The organism is Bacteroides sp. (assembly GCF_028690125.1).
Taxonomy (GTDB): Bacteria; Bacteroidota; Bacteroidia; order Bacteroidales; family Bacteroidaceae; genus Bacteroides.
Window position 1 is genome coordinate 93,206 of the sequence record NZ_JAQVBV010000015.1, and the last position, 21,512, is coordinate 114,717.

Below are 21,512 nucleotides of genomic sequence, written 5' to 3' on the forward strand. Positions count from 1 at the left end.
GCTATGGATATAACAGAGTTTAATGAGATTCGTCCTTATTATGATGAGGAACTTCCTCAAATTCTGGAGGAACTGATTGCTGATCCGGCTTTTCAGAAAGCAGCCTGTAGCGCAATACCGAACGTACCTTTTGAACTTCTGGCACAAAAAATACGTGCATGCAAGACCAAACTGGATTTCCAGAAAACATTTTGTTATGGTATCTTGTGGAAGATAGCTCAGGAACATACAGATGGCTTGACTTTAGACCATTCGGCTCTACCAAACAAAGAAAAGGCTTACACTTATATGTCGAATCATCGGGATATTATTTTGGATTCCGGTTTTCTTTCTATTTTGTTGGTCGATGAAGGAATGGATACGGTTGAAATAGCTATCGGAGATAATTTACTGATCTATCCATGGATTAAGAAATTGGTTCGTGTTAATAAGTCGTTTATTGTACAACGTGCATTGACTATGCGTCAGATGTTGGAATCATCAGCTCGAATGTCACGTTATATGCATTATACTATTGCCGAGAAAAATCAATCTATCTGGATAGCTCAGCGTGAAGGTCGTGCCAAAGACTCAAATGACCGTACGCAAGATAGTGTGTTGAAAATGTTGGCAATGGGAGGAGACGGTGATTTGGTCGAACGCCTGATGGAGATGAACGTTGCACCTCTTGCCATTTCTTATGAATATGATCCTTGTGACTTCCTTAAAGCTCAGGAGTTTCAGTTGAAGAGAGATGTGGAAGGGTATAAGAAAACGACACAGGATGATCTTGCCAATATGGAAACGGGACTTTTCGGATATAAAGGAAGGGTTCATTTCCAGATAGCTCCTTGTATTAATGACAAGTTAGAGAAGTTGGATCGTTCATTGCCGAAGCCGGATCTGTTTGCCAGTATTTCTTCTTGTATTGATCAGCGGATCCATTCTAATTATCGGATATACCCGGGCAATTACATAGCTTATGATTGGTTGAAGGGTACAGCTGAGTTTGAACAATATTATACACAAGAAGAAAAACAACGTTTTACTGACTATATTGATAAGCAGTTGGGAAAAATAAAGATTCCTAATAAGGATGTAGACTTTTTGCGGGGGAAATTGTTAGTGATGTATGCTAATCCCTTAATAAACTATTTAGCTGCTCGCCAATGAAAAGAAACAAACTGCATATTATTTGGTTGATTGGATTACTCCTATTCGTATCGGCTTGCGGAGATGATGAATATCATTATCCTTCCGTTAAGTTGGATTTTGTTACAGTGAAGTCTGGAGTGAATGGTAAACTCCAAACACTTCTTCCTGACAAAGGAGGTGCATTGGCTGTATCGAAAGACCGTACTAATTCTACTATCTCTCCAAATAACTCTAAACGTGTATTAGCTAATTATGAAGTGACTTCTTCTGATGGAGTGACTTCTGCCACTATATATTCTTTGCAATCTCTGGTAACTTTGACACCTAAGTTTAAAGGTGATCCGGGATATGGAGACCTTACAAAAACCGACCCGATAGATGTTGTAAGTATTTGGATGGGACGCGACTATCTGAATATTATCTTGAGCTTGAAAGCAAAGGGAGGTGTTCAACACATTTTTGATCTTTTGGGAGAAGTACAGGAAGAGTCGGAAAATGGTGAGAAAGTTGTTGTACTATCTCTATACCATGATGCGAACGGAGATCCGGAATATTATAACCGGAGAGCTTACATTTCTGTTCCTCTGACTAAATTGGCTGGGAAACCGGATCAGGTTGTGCGGATAAAGTTTAAATATTATACCTCTGATAAGGATGGTAATATTGTAGAGTCGGATAAATATTCTAATGCCGATTTTAAAGGATTTGAATATATCTCAGATGCAAATTGAATAATGAAATATATATGTTTAAAATGCATCAATTAGTTGTGGGAATATTATTATTTCTTTCTTCTCTTTTCTCTTGTCAGCAACAGAAAGGAGATTTCAAGTCAATGAATGTGGAAGAGTTTGATACATACATTCAGGATGAAGGAGTACAACGTCTGGATGTCCGTACGTTGGCTGAATATTCAGAAGGACATATTGCCAAAACGCTTAACATCAATGTTCTTGATGACTCTTTCCTTACTATGGCCGATTCGTTACTTCAGAAAGACAAACCGGTAGCTTTGTATTGTCGTAGTGGTAAGCGGAGTAAGAAGGCTGCAAAGATACTTAGTGAAAAGGGATATAAAGTCTTTGAACTAGATAAAGGATTTAATTCATGGGAAGCGGCAAAGAAAGAGATAGAACGTTGATGTCTCATTCGGTATAATGCTGTCTAAAATCTGTTTATTTCCAGAATAGAGCATCGATTTCTGCTCCAATATTGAAGTTGTGCAAAATAATTCTATTGCTTCCGGTCACAGGTGTTGGAGTCCTATCAACTTCTGGTGGATAGTAGGTATAACTCCCTTTACCAATTCCTGTATTGTAGTTAATGAATAATTTGACACCCATATTTTTCCCGGTGATATGCATTATAAAAGCATTCAAGTCTATGTTAGGAAGAGGATGAGTAGTGCTGTGAATCAATGGAACTGTTTTTTCTTGATTTTTATAACGTATTTCAGCCTTATAACTGCTTATCCAACCTATACCTCCCAAAACACTGCCTCCCACATAAAGATTTGGAATAATTCGGGTAGTATAATTAATTCCTCCCAAGAGATTGGAATAACTTATGGAACGGGCTTCAAAACTCCCAATAGAGGTCTCACTGTCCGGATGAACTTTAAAAAAGCGATCAGTAACAACATGTGGGGATGTTTGTGATACCGAAAATTTTCCACCAATTCCCCAATGGGATTGGAAGAACCAAGCTCCTGTAAACGAAGCGGTTGCTCCCCCTAATCCTTCAATTTCTATGCCGTTTGGTAAATGTACTTCACGATTTCCTATGCTGTATCCCATTTGAATACCGAAGAATGAATAAGAATCACTTTCAACGCTTGAATCTCCTCGTAACGGTGTGCGCACAATGCCTTTCTTTTTGAATATAAGATCTGCCAGATAATAGCCTAACTCAGTAGATATGATTCCGATGCCCGCACCCGTTAATACATCCGAAAACCAATGTTTATTATTAAGCTGCCGACTGACGGCTGTACCTGTGGCTAGAGAGTACCCCAAGATACTATAGATCGGACTACGGGTGATTCCATATTCTTTATGTAACATGGTAGCAAGCATAAAAGCGGTAGCTGTATGCCCGGATGGAAAAGAATTATGTCCGTTTTTATCCGGACGTTCTTTGTCGATGGAACTTTTGAGCATATTGACAGTTATTGCCATAATCCCCGTTGTAAAAGCATCTGAAGTGAGCATTCTCCCCCATGAACTACGTCCTTCCACTCCGAAGGATTTTAATCCGAGCATTACAAGTCCAGGTGAATATTGCAGGAAATCGTCATAATGGAAATCAAACCGGGGAATATAAGAATTGCGCATATTCTGAAAAGCTTTGTCTTTATGGTAAGTCAAAGCGCCAACAATGATAAGAGGAACACCGATATGGGATATTTGGTATAGTTTATTATCCAAAATTCGATGTTGAAGATTGATAACTGGAGTTACTGACGGGATATTATCTATGCTTTGTCCTTTTAGAGGTGTGGATAATATACAAGCAATGAAAAGATAACCTACTAATTTTGTTCGTATCATGCTTACAAAGTTAAGGGTGTTATTTATAGATATAAGGTTTTTATTTTATATAAAATGATATCTTTAAGTAACACCCCTAAAAATGGCGCGATATTACAATCCTATTTCAATCCTTCCAATAATTTCTTTAAAACTACTGTGGCTGAGATTTCTCGGTTGGCAGCTTCCGGAATTACGATGGATTGGGAACTTTCAATAACATCATCCGTTACGATCATATTTCTACGAACCGGGAGGCAATGCATGAAATAGGCGTTGTTGGTAACTGCCATTTGTCGGTCACTAACTGTCCAATCACGATCTTTACTTAATATTTGGCCGTAGTTATCACCTGTATAAGCGGCCCAGTTCTTTGCGTATACAAAATCGGCCCCTTCAAAAGCCTTCATTTGATCATATTCAACCTTGGCATGACCTACAAATTTAGGGTCAAGTTCGTATCCTTCCGGGTGAGTAATCACAAAATCATAATCAGTAGCATTCATCCATTCTGCAAAAGAGTTAGGAACTGCTTGGGGCAGTGGACGCGGATGAGGTGCCCAGCTCATTACTACTTTGGGACGTGCTGTTTTTTTGTACTCTTCAATGGTAATCAAATCGGCAAAACTCTGAAGAGGGTGCCGGGTAGCAGCTTCCATTGAAAACACCGGTCGTCCGGAGTATTTGATAAACTGATTGAGAATAGTTTCTTCATAATCAAAGTCACGATCCTCAAAACGTGCAAACGATCGTACTCCAATCAGGTCACAATAACATCCCATGACAGGAATGGCCTCTAGAATATGTTCAGGTTTATCACCGTCCATGATCACACCGCGTTCAGTTTCCAGTTTCCATGCACCTTGGTTAATGTCTAATACAATTACATTCATTCCTAGATTGGTCGCAGCTTTCTGTGTGCTGAGCCGGGTACGCAAGCTAGAGTTGAAGAAGATCATCATCAATGTCTTATTACGTCCCAATTCTACATATTTGAAACGCTCTTTTTTGATTTCGAATGCTTCTGCAAGGGCGGATTTTAAATCGCCGATGTCCTGTACACAAGTAAATTTCTTCATGATTCTCTATAATTAATCGTTATTGTTCAATTGAGTATTTTTACAGTTTACCTATTTTTCATTCACTGCTTTACCATCTAGTTTGTCCTTCTCCTTCGATGATCCATTTGTAAGAAGTGATTTCTTCCAATCCCATTGGACCGCGAGCGTGTAATTTTTGAGTACTGATACCAATTTCTGCTCCTAATCCGAATTGAGCGCCATCAGTGAAGGCGGTGGAAACATTGGTGTATACACAGGCTGCATCCACTATCTTGGTAAACAAGACTGATCGTTCTTGATTTTCGGTAACGATACATTCGCTGTGTTTAGAACTATAATCTTGAATATGTCCTAATGCTTCTTCAAAACTTTCTACAGTCTTAATAGCCATTTTATAATCCAAGAATTCTGTTCCGAAACTTTCTTCTGTTGAATGTTGTAAAAGCTCCGGCGGATAATGTTTTTCCAATACTTGATAAGCTTGCGAATCAGCATAAATGATCACACGACTGTCTTTCAACATCTCACAAAGGAGAGGAAGATCGGCAAGCCTTTTCTTATGCACAATGACGCAGTCTAGCGCATTGCATACACTGACACGCCTGGTTTTTGCATTATGAATGATATCTGCTCCCTTATTGACATCTCCAAATTCGTCAAAGTATGTATGACAAATACCTGCTCCTGTCTCAATGACAGGAATACTTGCATTGGCGCGGACAAATTTGATTAGACCACTACTACCTCTGGGAATAATTAAATCTACATATCCCACTGCGTGTAACAGTTCATTTGTCGCTTCACGGTCGGCAGGGAGCAATTCCACAATGTGAGGATTTACATTGAATTTTTTTAGTACCTTATGAATTACGCTGATAATAGCTTTATTCGAGCAATCGGCATCACTTCCTCCTTTCAGCAAACAGGCATTACCACTCTTTAAACAGAGTGAAAATACATCGAAACTAACATTCGGGCGTGCTTCATAAATAATACCTATTACGCCGAATGGTACACTTATTTTAGTCAGCTTCATCCCATTAGGTCGTACGGTCTCTTTCAGTATTCTTCCTACGGGTGAGGGAAGAGTTGCCACATTACGTATATCGCCAGCAATACTTTTCAGACGTTCTTCTGTTAGTTTTAGTCGATCGTACTTCGGATCTTTTTTGTCCATCCGGGTAAGGTCTTTTTGATTTTCGACCAAGATAAACGGCGTTTCTGTAATAGTTGCGTCCGCTAATGCATTTAATATCTGATTGATTGTATCATCATTCAGTAAAGCCAATTCACGACTAGCTGCTTGTACGGTAGCGAAGGTTTCGTTTAAATTTGTAGTCATTTGCTCCCTTTTTACATTAAATAGAAAGATAAATAGTGCAAATATAGTGAATGATGTGAATAAAACTTGCCGAATTCTAGAATAAATGCTTGGTTTTATTCTTTTGTCCAGATTCTGAGATTCAAATTCAACTCATCAACAATTTGTACCAGTTCACTTACAGTTTGGAATTCCGATTCTAATTTTTCGCGGGTTAGCTGACTCCAAATACTAACTTCGAAGTGATTCTTACTTTCCGGAATGGCAATATATACATGGGAATGTTGAAAACTGACTGTTATTCCATCACCTAGTCGGTGGTTCATTGTTACTAATCGTTCCATCATAGAGGTAGATAGGATGTAACGTGCTTCTATTTCGTCTGTTGAAAAGACATCGAAAGAACGCTCAAACTCATTACTCTCTAACTTTACCCGTTTTTCGCTGCCAAAGCGGAATTTTATCCAGGCATTCCGGTAAAGGATTGTACTGCCGGAGAAATCTTTGTGGAAATCTGCAATGAATAAGAATCCTTTGAAGATATCAGTCCAATATTCTTTTGTTCCATTTTTGGATGTTGATACATGGCGCTCTTCAGCGTGTACCTCTGAGAAGCAGATATCTGTTTTGTCTACGCGCCCGGAGATAAAGTCTTCAGATGAATAACGGTCAGGGGTAGAAAATAGCTTGCAAGAACAAAAAGTTTCTTCGGAGATTCCCATTTCCGGTTCATAGTTTGCGCCCGGAAGTACGCTTTCCAGAAGCAGTGGAATGATATCTGTTTTATAGTATTCGTTAAGTTCTCTTGAATAACTATTGGCTATTGCTCCTCCAATTATTAAGCCGAAGACAGCAATGATCCAGATGAAATTACCTAATGTCGAAATAAATAAAAGTCTTATAAACAATATTATTACTGCTGTGATAGCTCCCTTTCGTATTCCTTTGGATTTTAATAATTGGCGTTTAGTCTCAAAAGTTTTGATATACGATTCTAATCGACTATAGACTGTATCGAATGAGGTTTCCATAGCTAAAAATCATGTTAAGATTGAAACAAGTTTTTGGTATTGACATTCTCCCGCTCTTCTTCAGGAATAGAAAAAACTTTTCTGGATGTGAATCCAAATATCCTTGCAATCATATTGGACGGAAAAATCATGACTGCGTTATTATAATCTGTTACGTTAGCGTTGAAAGTCCTTCTTGCTGCGGATAGCTGTTCTTCCACTTCATTCAGAGTACGTTGTAGGTGCATAAAGTTGTCAGAAGCCTTCAACTCCGGATAACTTTCAGCTACAGCTATAAACAGACGGCTTGCTTGCGTGAAAGCTTCATCGAAGGCAACTTTGTCCTCACTGTTTAACTGCTCATATCCTTTGGCCCGCATTTCTGTTACTGTTGAGAAGATATTCTCTTCATGTTTGGCATACTGTTTCACCGTAGCAACGAGGTTGGGTATTAAATCAAATCTTTTTTTCAACATGACGTCGATACTTGCGAATGCGTTATCAATATTATTACGTTTTCTAATCAAAGTGTTATAAACTCCGATGATATAAAGCAGACAGACTGCAATAAGAATACCTAAGATAGTCATAATTGTGTGCTTTTTTAGTTTTATGTTTATGAGACGAATGTAATTCTCTATTTTCGTCTACTTTTCAGCAAAGATAAAACAATGGAGTGATAAAATCTTGTTGTTATAGGAAATTAATCATTTTCTTTCTAATCATTGGGCTTGCATGGTCATAAATCAATTCTATTATAGCCAGCTTTATGGTAACAAGTATGAAACGTGAGTTCCTGATCATGTGCGTTGCTTTAAAAGTATAATTCAAGGAAATAAATACTTCAAGATGAAAACTCGAAGATTAGTTTATTTCTTTAAAAGCTTTTGATTTATAAAGAGCCGACCCTCATTTATTCGATTTCCGTTTATGGGGAAATTGTTTCTTTTCTGAATAGATAGAATTAATATTGTTGATAACTATTTCTTAAATAAAGATTTGATTATTGCACTAAAAGTCTTAAATATGTGTTGATAGATTAGGATACTTAGCTTATCTATTAAAAGGTATATAGGAATTTCGTGATTCAGACTCAAAAATGGGGGCAATAGTGAAAAGAAGTAAAGAGAAAGCGAAGGAAAATAAAGCTTCTTTTGTATATTTGCTGCATAAAAATAAATTAAGAATGTGGATATGGAGAAACTATTATATAAATTGAAAGAATTTTGCAAGCCTGCTTCTCACCTGGATTGGTGGATTTCGTGGGGAGGTATTCTGCTTGGCAGTACTATTTTGGCTGCAGGGTTTGTGTTTTTTATCAATCCTTATAATATTGTACCTGGAGGAGTCTATGGAGCTAGTATTGTTCTCCACAACTTATTTCCTTCTATTCAGGTAGGCACATTTGGATATATGTTTGATGTCCCGTTACTTATTCTTTCGGTCATATTGCTGGGGGCTAAGTTAGGAGCACGAACTTTGGTTGCTGCATTAATTACTCCTCTTATAATGAACGTAATATCCCGTTGTGCCTATTCTACTCGTGAAGCTCTTGATAGACTTGATCCTACTCAGTTGCTCGGTGGTTGTATGAATATGACGGATCATTTGATGCTGACCTGTATTATTGGCGCGGCTATTATTGGTGTGGGTAGTGGCATTGTTGTACGCAATCAGGCAACTACAGGTGGAAGTGATATTATAGGAATGATATTGCAGAAATATTTTCATATTCGCTTTTCGAATGCTATTTTGTTGGTCGATGCCGTAGTAGTTTGTTTCGGACTGTTAGTGATAGGATTTGGTGTGGGGAGTGCAGAAGATGCTGGTCAGCCTTCATGGTATTTATCTTTCTATTCGCTCATTTCTATTTTTGTTATTTCACGTGTGATTGCTTATGTGATTAATGGAGCAAAGGATGATAAATTATTATTTGTCATTAGTGATAAAGAAATGACGGAGCTACATCGATTTATACTCAAAGATCTGGATCGAACAGCAACTTGTATCAAAAGTTGCGGTCTCTATACAGGAGCAGAGAAAGAAATGCTCTTTTTGGTAGTCAGCCATAAGGAAGTAACCAGCGTGAAACATAAAATTAAAGAGGTTGATCCCCGTGCCTTTGTTGTGGTTACCGATGCTTATGATACATTTGGTGAAGGGTGGAAGCAACTTCCCTCGAAAGATGAGTTGCAGCCGGAGTAGATAGAAGTTGATATGATTGGTTTGGTAAGTCTGATACGAATTTTTTTTGTATTTTTGCCTGTGATTTAATATTCATTCTGCAAGTGTAAAAATAGATGGGATGAAGTATAATAAAGCGTTAAAATGAAAAATAAGTACGGACAATATTTTACTCCTAAAGATGTAGCCAGTTTCATGATAGATATGGTTGAGAAACCAGTAAAAGCATTAGTTTTAGAACCGTCTTGTGGGGAAGGAGTATTTTTGGATGTTCTTTTAGAAAGGGGATATTGTAATATTGATGCTTATGAAGTAGATAAATCTTTGGTAACTCAATATCCGTTTGTAAAATATGAAAGTTTTGTTAGCGCTAATATTCAACAAAAATATGATTTAATCGTTGGTAATCCTCCGTACATCAGATGGAAGAATTTGGAAAAAGAACTAAAGAAAGAACTTGTAGGTAATGATTTGTGGAACAAGTATTTTAATTCTTTATGTGATTATCTTTATATTTTCATTTTACGTTCTATCGAATTGTTGAAAGAGGAAGGAGAATTGATTTTTATTTGTCCTGAATATTGGATGAATACAACTCACTCTCTGTCGTTGAGGAATTATATGATGGAAAATGGCTATTTTGAAGCAATCTATCATTTTAATGAAACACCAATTTTTAGTGGTGTAAATGTGTCTATTGTTATCTTTAAATATATAAAAACAAAAAAACAGGCGAAAAGAACGGAACGAATAAGACTTGTTAAATATTTTAATGCAAAAAGAATAGAGTATTCTGATTTGTGCAAGATAGCAAATGGTGAACAGCTTGAAGGTGCTAAGTATCTCGAAATATCTCAATTTCAAGTAGATAAGCGATGGGTATTGCAGGATGACGAACTCAGTCGTAAACTTGAACTATTTATGAACTCATGTATTTGTCAGGTTCAGCATCAAGCCCTGGACCTTTTTGATGAAGATAGTATTTTGACAATTGGAGATGTTTGTGATGTAGGAAATGGGTTGGTTAGCGGGCTGGATAAAGCTTTTCAGATTAAGGATGCGGAAAAACTGAATTTGAAAGAGCTGGAAGCTACGATTAAAGTATATAAAGCGAAAAATCTGACTCCATACTTACCTAAGGAGCATACATTATACATAAATATAGAAGTTCCCATTGATGAAGAGGATTTAAAGACGCAATATCCGAATTTTTATGATCAATTGTTGAAGTATAAGGATGATTTATTAAAAAGATATCTGTATAATAAGGATATAAAATATTGGGAGTGGGTGTTTAAAAGAAATTATCAACTCTTTAAAAGAAGTGGTAGAAGAATTTTTGTACCTTGCAAAGAGCGAGTATCAAACAAGAATTTTTTTAGATTTTCTCTTGTAGAAGATTGTTATTTTCCTACACAAGATGTTACTGCAATATTTAAAAAGCCTACCACTAAGGAGAGTATTGAATATATCGTAGCGTATCTGAATATGCCCATTGTCTTTGAATGGCTGAGAAACTATGGTATTGTAAAGGGACATATCGTCGAATTTTCAGAAAAACCTGTTACTAGTATTCCTTTTAGGAGAATTAATTGGGATGATCCAATGGAGGTACGTCTGCATGACGGAATTACTCAAAAAATAAATAATTTATTAGAAAATGGTGACATGAATTTGGTTGATAGTATAAATGCCGATCTTGCTATGTTGCTGAAACTGTGAAGAAATGAATATTGATTTTAATGAATTAAGAAAGCAGGTTATAGGGAATACAATTCCCAGACCTTTATCTGGTACCTTATCTGGACACGCTGCCGGGGAGCCTTTTGATAAACATGTGTATTCTGCCTTAAAAGATAAATATCCCGGATATACATTTCGACGGTATGAATATCTGAATGAGTTATTTAGTATGAATCCTATGATTCAGAGATATGTAAATAGGATGAATCTATTAAAGTCTCCGACTGTTTCATTTTTACTTAGCAGAGGGAAGAGTGCTACAGATAAATGGAGTCGAACAAATCAGTTTGAAGAAAAGCAAAATGATACTGCTGATATTTTGGTGGTGAAAAACGATTATTATAATTTGCTTGATATAAAAACAAGAAATATGTCAAAATCATCTCAGCCTCCTAATATTATATCAGCTTATAAACTGGCTCAGTTATGCAAAAAGATGATAGAGAATGGAGAATATGATAATTTTTCCATTGATTATTTTGAAATAGATTGGATTTTGGAGAGTAACTTTCTGAAATGTACAGATGCTCATCATGCTTGCCTGTTTAAGAGTGATCCTGAAAAATTATATATAAATTGGGCTGCTGCCATGCAAATACAATTCCATGTTTGCAATGTTGACCAAAGTTTTGGAGGTACTAGAATGGATTGGGCGAATGCTTATTTAGAGCATTTTGTTTACCAAGCAAAAAAAAGAGCTGATGATATGATTGAAAAATTTGTCAAACCGTTTAGTAAGTATCCAAGTTGAAAACTTGTGATGTCACCCCAAAAAAGAGTTATTCTTTGGGTGACATTATAGTGGATGCACGTTTACTCAATGTATAGATAGTCATAGTGCACTACTGCTTTTTTCCCATGTTTACCTATGGCTTCTCGTGCCTGTGTGGAGTCACAGTTAGCTTTTCCTACTCCGACTTGATTCCCTTGGTAGTCCATAATTCGTACAATGTCATCTTTTTCAAACTCTCCTTCAATGTGCGTGATTCCAACGGGGAGAATACTCACAGCTTTTTCTGAGTTTAAAACTTTTGTTGCACAGTCATTTATATGAATTTCACCTTTAGCAAATCCTTCGCTATGTGCAATCCACTTTTTAATACTGGATACTGGTTCATTGGACGGAATAAAGTGTGTACAAAGTGTATTGTCTGCGTCCTGAATCAAATTTACCAGAATATTATCCTGTTTTCCATTAGCGATAATCACGGAAATTCCTTCATCAGCAACTTTTCGTGCAATGTTTGTTTTTGTCAGCATCCCACCTCTCCCAAAACTTGATTTGGAAGCTTGGATATAGTTGGATAAATCTTTGCCATGTTCAATCTCACGTATAACGGACGAACTTGGGTCTGCAGGTGAACCATTATAGATTCCATCAATATTACTTAATATAATGAGAGTCTGTGCATCCATCATCGAAGCAATCAGTCCGGAAAGTTCATCATTATCCGTAAACATGAGTTCGCTGACGGAGATTGTATCATTTTCATTAACAATTGGAATTACTCCATTTTCAAGCATCACCGTCATACAGTTTTTCTGATTCAGGTAATGGCGGCGGGTGCCGAAACTTTCTTTGGTAGTTAGTACCTGACCAACGGGAATGCTATGTTCACGAAAAAGTTCATAGTAGCGGTTGATTAGCTTAGCTTGACCTACGGCAGAAAACAATTGACGTTGGTCTACACTATCGAGCTTCTTCTGAGGATGTATTTCGCTCCGTCCTGAGGCTACAGCTCCCGAAGAGATGAGAATAATCTCTACCCCGGATTTATACAATTCTGCAATCTGATCAACGAGTGCCGACATACGGGTAACATCTAACGTTCCATCCCGGCGTGCCAATACATTACTACCAACTTTAACTGCAATTCGTGTAAATTCTTGTTTCATCCTAACTATCGATTTGAAATCACAAATATAGAACTTTTTGTCGATATGTTACAAAAACAGGTCGAAAAGAATTATCTTTGTCATCTAAAAGACAAAAGAATCACAATGAAACATTTCAATCCTCAAGTTGAAAAAATGACCTCTTTTATCGTGATGGATGTATTGGAGAGGGCGAATGAATTACAGAAGCAAGGTATTGATATTATTCACCTGGAAGTGGGAGAACCCGATTTTGATGTACCGTCTTGTGTAACAGAAGCTGCAAAGATAGCTTATGAACGGCATTTCACTCATTACACTCATTCATTAGGGGATCCGGAGTTGCGTCAGGAAATTGCTGCCTTTTATCAGCGGGAGTATGGAGTAACAGTTGATACAGATTGTATTGTTGTGACTTCCGGTTCTTCTCCGTCTATTCTTTTGGTACTGATGTTGCTATGTGATACAAATAGCGAAGTCATCCTATCTAATCCGGGATATGCTTGTTATCGTAATTTTGTTTTGGCGGCTCAGGCAAATCCCGTATTAGTTCCATTATCAGAAGAAAAAGGATTGCAATATGATATAGAAACTATTCGGCAGTATGTAACTCCTCGTACTGCTGCCGTTTTTATTAACTCTCCGATGAATCCGACAGGAATGTTATTGGACGAAAGTTTTATGAAAGAAATAGCATCTTTGGAAGTTCCTATAATTTCTGATGAAATCTATCATGGACTGGTATATGAGGGCCGTGCGCATAGTATTCTTGAATATACTGATCAGGCTTTTGTCTTAAATGGTTTTTCTAAACGTTTTGCTATGACAGGACTTCGGTTGGGATATTTGATTGCCCCGAAATCATGTATGCGCGCTTTGCAGAAATTGCAGCAGAATTTATTTATCTGTGCATCCAGTATTGCCCAACAAGCGGGAATCGCAGCATTAAGACTGGCAGAACCGGACGTGGAACGAATGAAACAGCTTTATGATGAACGGCGTCGATATATGATTTCCCGTCTTCGTGAAATTGGCTTTGAGATAAAGGTTGAGCCTCAGGGAGCTTTCTATGTCTTTGCCAATGCACGTAAGTTTACGGTAGATTCATATCGTTTTGCCTTTGATATCCTCGAGCACGCACATGTTGGTATTACTCCCGGTGTTGATTTTGGTACAGGAGGGGAAGGATATGTCCGCTTCTCCTATGCTAATTCGCTCGAGAATATCAAAGAAGGATTGGATCGAATCAGTCTGTACCTTGCTCGTCACGGTTCTTTATAAGTTCAGTAGCTGCTTCATATTCGTCTTCCGTAACAAGAACAGATACGGCAGGCGCTATATAAGGAGCCAATGTTCCCATAATACCATCTTTAACAACGCAACGGATATCATTGCTTTCCAATAAACCTTTAATAATTTCTGCTTCCCAAGGGGAGCCGGAGAATACTTCTACCGCTTTGCTATAATCTTCTTCTTTCATAATTGTGTGGCATTAAAAGTTGCTGTTTTACAAATATAACAAAAAAGATGGATGAATGGATTTATTTTTACTTATTTATTCTAGCGATATTCGTTGAACCTCGATAGGACAGTTTAGGAAGGTGGTAGCCGATTCGATAAATTTATCTTCTGCCTCTGTTGTATAAAACAGACAGTTACTGTTTCGGGTACATTTTGCATCCATCTCCGGATGTCTTCTTAAATAATCTTTCAAACTTTTGGCTACATATTCTCCTTGTGCGATTACACGAATTTGTTCGGGTACGTACTTGCTGATTTTAGGAAGTAAAATTGGATAATGGGTACATCCCAGAATAATGGTATCGATTTGGGAATCCTTTTGTAAAAGCTGGTCTATGTATTTTCGTATAAAGTAATCTGACCCTTCATCCCGTGCTTCATTGTTTTCAACAAGTGGTACCCACATTGGGCAAGCTACTCCGTTTACGTGGATGTCTGGAAAAAGTTTATGTATCTCTAATGGATAAGATTCGGATTTGATAGTACCCGCTGTTGCCAATATGCCGATATGCTGGCTTTGAGTGATACTTCCAATACATTCTGCAGTGGGGCGTATCACTCCAAGGACACGTCGTGTAGCATCTATGTTGGGAAGATCGTTTATTTGTATACTCCGTAAAGCTTTTGCGGAGGCTGTATTACAAGCTAAAATAACCAAATGGCATCCCATCTCAAATAATTTATTGACGGCCTGCAGAGTAAACTCGTATACAATTTCAAAGGAACGGCTACCGTAAGGAGTACGTGCATTATCCCCTAAGTAAATATAATCATATTCAGGTAGTACTTCTTTTATTTTGTTGAGGATAGTCAGACCGCCATATCCGGAGTCGAAAACTCCGATCGGGCCGGGTGTATGAGATAGATGCTGTTTCATGACAAACTGTTATTTGTATACGCAAATGTACATGAAAAAAAGGGAAAGAGAAAGAAGTCTTTACTTCTTTTCTCTTTCCCTTTCGGTATTTTTTTAGCTTATGGTTTATTTAATGCCTAGCTGTGTTTTAACTTTTGGAGTGAGATTAGTACTTTGTGCTTCATTAACATAAGGAATAGAAGTTCTGGCAAGGTCGAAAACGTAAATTACACCCTCAGCAGCACCAACAGCTTTGATGGCATCATCTAGTTTCTTATAGATAGGAACCATCTTTGCATTCTGAGCCTCTTCCATATCTTGCATTGCTTTTTGACGGAATTGATCTATTTTTTGGCTCATGTCTTGCAATTCTTTTTGTCTTCTTTCAGTAATGTTGGCCGGAAGAGAATCTTTGGCAACTACTTGTTGGAACTCCTGATATTTTTTGCTGAATTCTTCGGTAGAGCTTTGTAATTCATCAGAGAGTTGTTTTTCTAATGTCTGGAGTTCAGTCTGTGCTTTAGTAAATTCAGGCATCACAGTGATAATCTCTTGAGAATTAACATGACCAAATTTCAGGTTTTGTGCAAATACACCCATTGGGAGTGCAAGCAACATTACAAGTGCAATTTTTTTTAGCATAGTTCTATTATTTATTTGAATGATTTTTAGTTATTTCTAGATGCAAATGTATGAAATTAAATTGAATATCCTAATTTTCTCAACACTTCATCGCTTATATCAATACGTGGATTGGCAAAAATGATACCAGTTGCGGAGGCTCTGTCGATTACAAGGTCATATGCATGTAGTTGTGAAAGTTCTTTCACAGCATCGTAAATATCGTCCTGAATCGGAGCGATTAGCTCCTCTCTCATTTTTACAAGTTCACCTTCCGGACCAAAGTAAGTACGTTTCAGTTCAGCAGCTGCTTTCTCTTTAGCTACGATTTCGTCTTCTTTCTTGGATTTTTGATCAGTGGAGAGGGTAGCTGCTCTTGCCTGATAGTCCTGAAACATTTTTTGTGCTTCTTTGGCTATAACTTCTACCTCTGCCTGATATTTCTTTGTAGCTTCTTGCAATTGCTCATTAGCGCTTTGATAGGCCGGAATATTCTTGAGAATATATTCCGTATCGATTAGTGCAAACTTTTGTGCATTTGCCATCATACTGATGGCAAACAACAACATGACAGATAGAATAGACTTTCTCATAACATTTAGTTTTTGAGTGATACAAAATTAGAACTCTTGTCCTAAGATAAAGTGGAATTGACTTCCTCCATATTCTTTAGACCCTTGAACTTTGTCGAAACCATATCCCCAATCGATTCCCATCATACCAACCATCGGCAGGAAGATACGAACACCGAGACCGGCAGAACGTTTCAAGTCGAACGGATTGAACTTCTTGATATCGTGCCAAGCATTACCAGCTTCCAAGAACCCTAACACATAAATATTGGTACTTGTTTCCAGCATAAGCGGATATCTTAATTCAATACCCAGACGCGTATAGGCGTAACCTTCTTCTCCCCATGGAGTTAATGAACTATTTTCGTAACCACGTAAAGCAATACTTTCTGTTGCATAGCTTGAATAACCAGTCATACCATCACCCCCCACATCGAATGTTCCAAACGGAGATTTTTTGTATTTATTGTAGTGACCTACCAAACCAAACTCTGTACGTGTCATCAGAACCAGCGTTTTTTTGTACTTCTGGTAATCCATTAATGAAGTATATGTTTTGGCTTTAAATTTCCATTTGTGGTATTCTACCCATTTATAGAGTTTATCAGCATTCTCCTGTGAACTAACCGAACCATTTTCATTATAGTAGCTCTTGTAGTCCTTTCCGCTAAACAATGAGTACGGAGGAGTAAATTGAACTGATAATGAGAAATCCGAACCTGTACGTGGGAAAATAGGATTGTCAATAGAGTTACGAGCTAATGTTAAATTGATGCTAAGGTCATTACATTTACCGTTTTGTACGATGAAGTATCGCCAGTCTTTCAAATTATAACGTTGATAAGCTAGTTCTGCAGAAAGAGTGAAGAAGTCATCCGGCCAGTTTAAACGCTTACCCCAACCAGCAGAAAGTCCCCACATCTTAATAGATTTATCTGGGTCATAATAATTCTCATAACTGTTGTAGTTGTTGTAGTTATAGCCATAGCCGCCGTAAGACATATAGTTATAATAGTTATTAAAGTAGCTAGAGTTATAATAACGGTCACTGATATCAGTCTGTACAGAGAAGAAGGCTGATAGAGAGAATGAATTTGGACGTTTACCCCCAAACCATGGGTCAAAGAATGAAATACTGTAAGATTGATAGTATTTAGCATTCGTTTGTCCACTTAGAGTCAATGTTTGACCATCACCTTGAGGCAAGATACCACGATAGTTCTCTCCCGGATGCAATAAGTTAGCAACTGAGAAGTTAGTGAATTTCAAACTCAACTTACCGATGATACCAGTTTGTCCCCAACCAGCAGAGAATTCTACTTGGTCGTTAGCTTTAGAAGTTAGCGGCAAACCTATATCTACAGTTCCGTTTGTCGGATCCGGTTGGATATCAGGTTGTAGATTTTCAGGATCAAAATGTCCCATTTGCTGAATTTCACGCAATGAACGCATTAAGTCTTCCTTGCTGAACAACTGTCCGGGACGGATACGAAGCTCACGGCGGACTACATTTTCATACAACCGGTCGTTACCACTAATCTTAACTTTATTAATAGTTGCTTGGCGACCTTCATAAATTCTCATTTCAAGGTCGATAGAGTCTCCTACAATATTTACTTCCACCGGATCAAGGCTATAGAACAAGTAACCATTGTTGTAATACAGATTACCGATAGCATCATCATCAGAATTGATTCGCTCGCTTAATAACTTCTGGTTGTATACATCTCCCTTTTTCATGCGGAGCAGATTATTTAAATCCTCAGATGCATAAAGTGTGTTACCAACCCAAGCAACATTACGAAGGTAATATTTCTGACCCTCATCTATCTTCATATATACATTGATAGTCTTATCATCATATTGAGAAATACTGTCTTTTGTAATCATAGCATCACGATATCCTAGCTCGTTGTATTTATCTATGATCAGCTGCTTGTCAGCTTCATAGTTTTCTGGAACGAACTTCTTGGTGCGGAACAAATTGAGAAGTTTACCTTTTTCGTTGGTTTTCTTCATTACCCGTTTCAACTTGGATGCTTTAATTGCATTATTACCAACAATCTGAATTTCGTGAACTTTCACTTTTTCTTTCTTGTCGATATTAACGTCTACAATCACTTGATTTTCATTTGCAGGATCATCCTTTTGGTTAATGATTACTTCAGCATTTTTAAATCCTTTGTCGTCAAAGTAACGTTTGATTAATATTTTGACACGATCTACAGTGTTCGGAGTAATCTGCATACCTTTCGCCATACCTAATCTAGATTCCAAGTCAGTACGCTCAGACTTCTTGATTCCATTGTATCGTACGTCACTGATACGAGGCCGTTGTGTCAAATTGATTTTTAGCCAAATTTTGTTGCCTTCAACCTTTTCAGCAGTAATTTGAACGTCGGAAAACAAACCATGCTTCCAATAACTTCTGATAGCTTTAGTTATCTCGTCACCAGGGACGGAGATAACTTGTCCGACTGAAAGTCCGGACAAACCAATCAATACATAGTCTTCATAGTTCTTCACGCCTTCGACTTTAATATCTGCTATCTCATACTTCTTAGGAGTTCCAGAGTATAAGATAGCTGGTTTAGAATCTTCTTCCGTGTTGGCATTCTGTGCAAAACCTGTTGCTGCAAAGCAGAAAAGGCAGATAAATGTTACGAATATAAAGGAAATACGATAATGCATTTATTTTATAATTTGATGTTTCAATTTATGTTAGCTGATTTGTTCACTTGTCTTACCGAATCGGCGTTCTCTTTGTTGATACTCATAAATGGCTTTTCTGAATTCTTCATTATTGAAATCGGGCCAAAAAGTATCACAAAAATAAAGTTCCGAATAAGCACATTGCCATAGTAGGTAATTACTTAATCGGATTTCTCCACCCGTACGAATCAGTAGATCAGGATCGGGCATAAAGTTAGTTGTTAGATGAGAGCTAATATACTCATCAGTTATTTGGTTGGGAGTAATCTCACCGTTATTTACTTTTATTGCGATATGACGAACTGCTTCAGTAATTTCCCAGCGGGATGAATAACTAAGAGCAAGAATCAAGCACATACCTGTATTTTTACTTGTGTGTTCTATACAAGCAGATAAACTTTCCTGTACTACAGTTGGTAATTTCTCAAAGTCGCCAATGATACGGAAGCAAATATTGTTTTTCATTAACGTCTCTTCCTCAATTGAATTCAGTAATAAATTCATCAAAGCCGCAATTTCATCCTGTGGGCGGTTCCAATTTTCAGTAGAAAAAGTATATAAGGTCAGATACTTAACTCCTAGACGAGCAGCTTCCTCCGTGATGTTTTGTACCGTTTCTGCACCAGCTTGGTGACCGAAGGTACGTTCTTTCCCCTGTTGCTTTGCCCATCGTCCATTGCCATCCATAATGATAGCTACATGTTTGGGTATTCGAGTCTTATCTATCTGCTCTATATAGGACATGACAAACGTCTGAATTATTGTTTAGGGTATTTTGCAAGATCAAACCAAAGTTGATTCAAACGACCGCGCCATACTTCTGATTCATGGCTGTATGGACCTCTTTCTGCTGAAGTATTGCTTCCGGCAACTTTTATGTTTTCGGTAAATCTCACATCAGTTTCACTACCAAAGAGAATATAAATATATTCATTCTTTGTATCAAGTACAGTAGTATAATTCTTTCTTCCTCTGAATTCCGGATCGTCTATAGAAGGACGTAGAAAGATTCCACTTACATTCCAGTTATAATTAGGGAAAGCAAATTTATTTGCTTTTTTCCAAGCAAGTCCAGACTGAGAAACGTAGAATGCATTAAATTCGTCTCCATAAATATAGAACTGGTTATTATAATAAATAATCGACGGATTCTCTATTGCAGGACAATTGCTAGTTGAATTGCTAGGAGGTAAAGCTGTCCAAATGTCTCCCATATATCCCCATGGTACAATTGTTTTTGTATTATTTCCTACAGTGGGTTGATCCTTGTATTTTCCGATAAGCATAATACCTTCAAGATTGGTTGCAGTAGTATAAATGGTATAAGAAATATTACTGATTGGGAAATCCTCAGGAACTTCTTGCAATTTTATTTCATCTTTCGTAACTACTTTAGCCTTTATTTCATCTGTCGAATTAAAATACTTTTTGCCATTGATCGTTTCAATGAATGTTATTTTGTTACTTAATGGAGCAAGGAGTAGACTGATTTGTTTATTGCTGAACAAATCTGAAACGTTCCATGATGTTCCATCAACAGATTCATAGACTAATCCATTATTTGCCGAAGAAGTTGCATATAACTTGCCTTCATAAGACAAAATAGATGCTGGAAGAGTATTGTTGAAAATATTGCCTTCTACAGTACTTAAGCCCCATGAAGATTTACTTCCAATTTGGCTATGATATACTTTTAACGTGCCATTTACTACAGAGTAGTTGAGGATTTCATCATTCAAAATGACAGCTTTTTGTTCTCCTGTAATAGCATTGTCAATTCCTCCTCTGTAATTCCAACTCATAGAATCCGGATCATGTTTATGTACGCGTACATTAATTGTATAAGTCTTAGTATACTGATAATTCGGAGCATAGACTTTAAATGTAACAGGTTTCCTTAAATCCATAGAATCTTTAACCTGATTACCATCCATAATAATGATCGAATCCTGATCATTTTTGCTCTTCACCGTTATGATTCCCGATGCAGTAGTCAAGGTTTTAATTAGTATCCTATCGATGATAGTGTCGGCATGTACAGGAAGTGAGTCCTCATTATAGATTTCACCTTTTTGTTGGTCAATTGTGAATTTATAGTTGATGCCATAAATGGTGTCCAGTTCAAACGAATGTATAGTCGCATCCGGGCTATATTCTACTTCGTTATCGTCGCCAAAACATGACGTTATAACGAATGACACCATGAAAAGACTCGCAATGATTGATAAAAACTTTATTCTCATTTGAAAGATTGTGTTTATTTACAAGTTGCAAAAATAGAAACATTTTTCCCGATAAAGAACATTCTCAGCAAGTTTTATATAAAATTATAGATAATAATGCTGATTTTATCGACCTAGAACTCCTTGAACAG

20 protein-coding genes are annotated in these 21,512 nt (G+C 37.3%); 7 read left to right on the plus strand and 13 right to left on the minus strand.

From position 1 onward, the window contains the following. Positions 1-3: 3 nt before the first annotated feature. Genes PHO71_RS11645 through PHO71_RS11655 form a run of 3 tightly spaced genes read left to right on the plus strand, consistent with a single transcriptional unit; the run spans position 4 to position 2,275 of the window. Positions 4-1,152 (plus strand): acyltransferase, encoded by a 1,149-nt coding sequence (locus PHO71_RS11645; protein WP_300203378.1) that lies wholly within the window; start codon positions 4-6, stop codon positions 1,150-1,152. Further along, positions 1,149-1,865 (plus strand): NigD-like protein, encoded by a 717-nt coding sequence (locus PHO71_RS11650; RefSeq protein WP_300203380.1) that lies wholly within the window; start codon positions 1,149-1,151, stop codon positions 1,863-1,865. The genes PHO71_RS11645 and PHO71_RS11650 overlap by 4 nt, the downstream gene beginning before the upstream one ends. Positions 1,866-1,879: 14 nt before the next feature. Next, positions 1,880-2,275 carry a rhodanese-like domain-containing protein gene (locus tag PHO71_RS11655; protein WP_300203382.1) on the plus strand — a complete coding sequence of 132 codons (396 nt, stop codon included), beginning with the start codon at positions 1,880-1,882 and terminating at the stop codon, positions 2,273-2,275. A 34-nt stretch (positions 2,276-2,309) separates the two neighbouring features. Here PHO71_RS11655 and PHO71_RS11660 read toward each other — a convergent pair whose 3' ends face one another. The 5 genes from PHO71_RS11660 to PHO71_RS11680 all read right to left on the minus strand — a co-directional run bounded on the left by PHO71_RS11660 (position 2,310) and on the right by PHO71_RS11680 (position 7,644). Further along, positions 2,310-3,683, minus strand: a complete 1,374-nt coding sequence (locus tag PHO71_RS11660) for a phosphatase PAP2 family protein (protein WP_300203384.1) — start codon at positions 3,681-3,683, stop codon at positions 2,310-2,312. A gap of 101 nt (positions 3,684-3,784) precedes the next feature. Further along, positions 3,785-4,741, minus strand: coding sequence for an acetylornithine carbamoyltransferase (locus PHO71_RS11665; RefSeq protein ID WP_300203386.1), 957 nt, complete (start codon positions 4,739-4,741; stop codon positions 3,785-3,787). A gap of 70 nt (positions 4,742-4,811) precedes the next feature. Further along, positions 4,812-6,065 carry a glutamate-5-semialdehyde dehydrogenase gene (locus PHO71_RS11670; RefSeq protein WP_300203388.1) on the minus strand — a complete coding sequence of 418 codons (1,254 nt, stop codon included), beginning with the start codon at positions 6,063-6,065 and terminating at the stop codon, positions 4,812-4,814. Between the two features lie 95 nt (positions 6,066-6,160). Next, positions 6,161-7,075, minus strand: coding sequence for a DUF3137 domain-containing protein (locus PHO71_RS11675; RefSeq protein ID WP_300203391.1), 915 nt, complete (start codon positions 7,073-7,075; stop codon positions 6,161-6,163). Between the two features lie 14 nt (positions 7,076-7,089). Further along, entirely contained in the window at positions 7,090-7,644 is a 555-nt protein-coding gene (locus PHO71_RS11680) for a LemA family protein (RefSeq protein ID WP_300203393.1), read from the minus strand. Positions 7,645-8,248: 604 nt separating this feature from the next. Here PHO71_RS11680 and PHO71_RS11685 point away from each other — a divergent pair. The 3 genes from PHO71_RS11685 to PHO71_RS11695 all read left to right on the plus strand — a co-directional run bounded on the left by PHO71_RS11685 (position 8,249) and on the right by PHO71_RS11695 (position 11,732). Next, positions 8,249-9,259 carry a YitT family protein gene (locus PHO71_RS11685; RefSeq protein ID WP_300203395.1) on the plus strand — a complete coding sequence of 337 codons (1,011 nt, stop codon included), beginning with the start codon at positions 8,249-8,251 and terminating at the stop codon, positions 9,257-9,259. Between the two features lie 123 nt (positions 9,260-9,382). Beyond that, positions 9,383-10,960, plus strand: coding sequence for an N-6 DNA methylase (locus tag PHO71_RS11690; RefSeq protein WP_300203397.1), 1,578 nt, complete (start codon positions 9,383-9,385; stop codon positions 10,958-10,960). Between the two features lie 4 nt (positions 10,961-10,964). Continuing rightward, positions 10,965-11,732 (plus strand): HincII family type II restriction endonuclease, encoded by a 768-nt coding sequence (locus PHO71_RS11695; protein WP_300203399.1) that lies wholly within the window; start codon positions 10,965-10,967, stop codon positions 11,730-11,732. Between the two features lie 62 nt (positions 11,733-11,794). Here PHO71_RS11695 and proB read toward each other — a convergent pair whose 3' ends face one another. Continuing rightward, the gene (proB, locus tag PHO71_RS11700; RefSeq protein WP_300203401.1) at positions 11,795-12,877 is read right to left on the minus strand and encodes a glutamate 5-kinase; all 1,083 of its coding nucleotides are present in this window, start codon (positions 12,875-12,877) and stop codon (positions 11,795-11,797) included. Positions 12,878-12,982: 105 nt separating this feature from the next. On the opposite strand from proB, the gene PHO71_RS11705 reads away from it, so the two are divergent. Further along, positions 12,983-14,137: a pyridoxal phosphate-dependent aminotransferase gene (locus PHO71_RS11705; protein ID WP_300203402.1), complete on the plus strand. Its 1,155-nt coding sequence runs from the start codon at positions 12,983-12,985 to the stop codon at positions 14,135-14,137. Here PHO71_RS11705 and PHO71_RS11710 read toward each other — a convergent pair. The 7 genes from PHO71_RS11710 to PHO71_RS11740 all read right to left on the minus strand — a co-directional run bounded on the left by PHO71_RS11710 (position 14,103) and on the right by PHO71_RS11740 (position 21,381). After that, positions 14,103-14,336, minus strand: coding sequence for a DUF2007-related protein (locus tag PHO71_RS11710; RefSeq protein WP_025073929.1), 234 nt, complete (start codon positions 14,334-14,336; stop codon positions 14,103-14,105). The genes PHO71_RS11705 and PHO71_RS11710 overlap by 35 nt on opposite strands. 75 nt (positions 14,337-14,411) lie before the next feature. Then, positions 14,412-15,254: a glutamate racemase gene (gene murI / locus PHO71_RS11715; RefSeq protein WP_300203406.1), complete on the minus strand. Its 843-nt coding sequence runs from the start codon at positions 15,252-15,254 to the stop codon at positions 14,412-14,414. Between the two features lie 105 nt (positions 15,255-15,359). Then, the gene (locus PHO71_RS11720; protein WP_300203408.1) at positions 15,360-15,875 is read right to left on the minus strand and encodes an OmpH family outer membrane protein; all 516 of its coding nucleotides are present in this window, start codon (positions 15,873-15,875) and stop codon (positions 15,360-15,362) included. Between the two features lie 56 nt (positions 15,876-15,931). Next, the gene (locus PHO71_RS11725; RefSeq protein ID WP_300203410.1) at positions 15,932-16,447 is read right to left on the minus strand and encodes an OmpH family outer membrane protein; all 516 of its coding nucleotides are present in this window, start codon (positions 16,445-16,447) and stop codon (positions 15,932-15,934) included. 27 nt (positions 16,448-16,474) lie between these two features. Continuing rightward, positions 16,475-19,117, minus strand: a complete 2,643-nt coding sequence (locus PHO71_RS11730) for a POTRA domain-containing protein (RefSeq protein WP_300203412.1) — start codon at positions 19,115-19,117, stop codon at positions 16,475-16,477. Between the two features lie 30 nt (positions 19,118-19,147). Next, positions 19,148-19,882 carry an isoprenyl transferase gene (locus PHO71_RS11735; protein ID WP_300203414.1) on the minus strand — a complete coding sequence of 245 codons (735 nt, stop codon included), beginning with the start codon at positions 19,880-19,882 and terminating at the stop codon, positions 19,148-19,150. A gap of 14 nt (positions 19,883-19,896) precedes the next feature. Further along, entirely contained in the window at positions 19,897-21,381 is a 1,485-nt protein-coding gene (locus PHO71_RS11740; RefSeq protein ID WP_300203416.1) for a DUF6242 domain-containing protein, read from the minus strand. Positions 21,382-21,512 lie beyond the last annotated feature (131 nt).

Bases quoted from the DNA above. Each gene is read 5' to 3' on its own strand.
- PHO71_RS11645 (WP_300203378.1), top strand. From the start codon at position 4: ATGGATATAACAGAGTTTAATGAGATTCGTCCTTATTATGATGAGGAA.
- PHO71_RS11650 (WP_300203380.1), top strand. From the start codon at position 1,149: ATGAAAAGAAACAAACTGCATATTATTTGGTTGATTGGATTACTCCTA.
- PHO71_RS11655 (WP_300203382.1), top strand. From the start codon at position 1,880: ATGTTTAAAATGCATCAATTAGTTGTGGGAATATTATTATTTCTTTCT.
- PHO71_RS11660 (WP_300203384.1), bottom strand. From the start codon at position 3,683: ATGATACGAACAAAATTAGTAGGTTATCTTTTCATTGCTTGTATATTA.
- PHO71_RS11665 (WP_300203386.1), bottom strand. From the start codon at position 4,741: ATGAAGAAATTTACTTGTGTACAGGACATCGGCGATTTAAAATCCGCC.
- PHO71_RS11670 (WP_300203388.1), bottom strand. From the start codon at position 6,065: ATGACTACAAATTTAAACGAAACCTTCGCTACCGTACAAGCAGCTAGT.
- PHO71_RS11675 (WP_300203391.1), bottom strand. From the start codon at position 7,075: ATGGAAACCTCATTCGATACAGTCTATAGTCGATTAGAATCGTATATC.
- PHO71_RS11680 (WP_300203393.1), bottom strand. From the start codon at position 7,644: ATGACTATCTTAGGTATTCTTATTGCAGTCTGTCTGCTTTATATCATC.
- PHO71_RS11685 (WP_300203395.1), top strand. From the start codon at position 8,249: ATGGAGAAACTATTATATAAATTGAAAGAATTTTGCAAGCCTGCTTCT.
- PHO71_RS11690 (WP_300203397.1), top strand. From the start codon at position 9,383: ATGAAAAATAAGTACGGACAATATTTTACTCCTAAAGATGTAGCCAGT.
- PHO71_RS11695 (WP_300203399.1), top strand. From the start codon at position 10,965: ATGAATATTGATTTTAATGAATTAAGAAAGCAGGTTATAGGGAATACA.
- proB (WP_300203401.1), bottom strand. From the start codon at position 12,877: ATGAAACAAGAATTTACACGAATTGCAGTTAAAGTTGGTAGTAATGTA.
- PHO71_RS11705 (WP_300203402.1), top strand. From the start codon at position 12,983: ATGAAACATTTCAATCCTCAAGTTGAAAAAATGACCTCTTTTATCGTG.
- PHO71_RS11710 (WP_025073929.1), bottom strand. From the start codon at position 14,336: ATGAAAGAAGAAGATTATAGCAAAGCGGTAGAAGTATTCTCCGGCTCC.
- murI (WP_300203406.1), bottom strand. From the start codon at position 15,254: ATGAAACAGCATCTATCTCATACACCCGGCCCGATCGGAGTTTTCGAC.
- PHO71_RS11720 (WP_300203408.1), bottom strand. From the start codon at position 15,875: ATGCTAAAAAAAATTGCACTTGTAATGTTGCTTGCACTCCCAATGGGT.
- PHO71_RS11725 (WP_300203410.1), bottom strand. From the start codon at position 16,447: ATGAGAAAGTCTATTCTATCTGTCATGTTGTTGTTTGCCATCAGTATG.
- PHO71_RS11730 (WP_300203412.1), bottom strand. From the start codon at position 19,117: ATGCATTATCGTATTTCCTTTATATTCGTAACATTTATCTGCCTTTTC.
- PHO71_RS11735 (WP_300203414.1), bottom strand. From the start codon at position 19,882: ATGTCCTATATAGAGCAGATAGATAAGACTCGAATACCCAAACATGTA.
- PHO71_RS11740 (WP_300203416.1), bottom strand. From the start codon at position 21,381: ATGAGAATAAAGTTTTTATCAATCATTGCGAGTCTTTTCATGGTGTCA.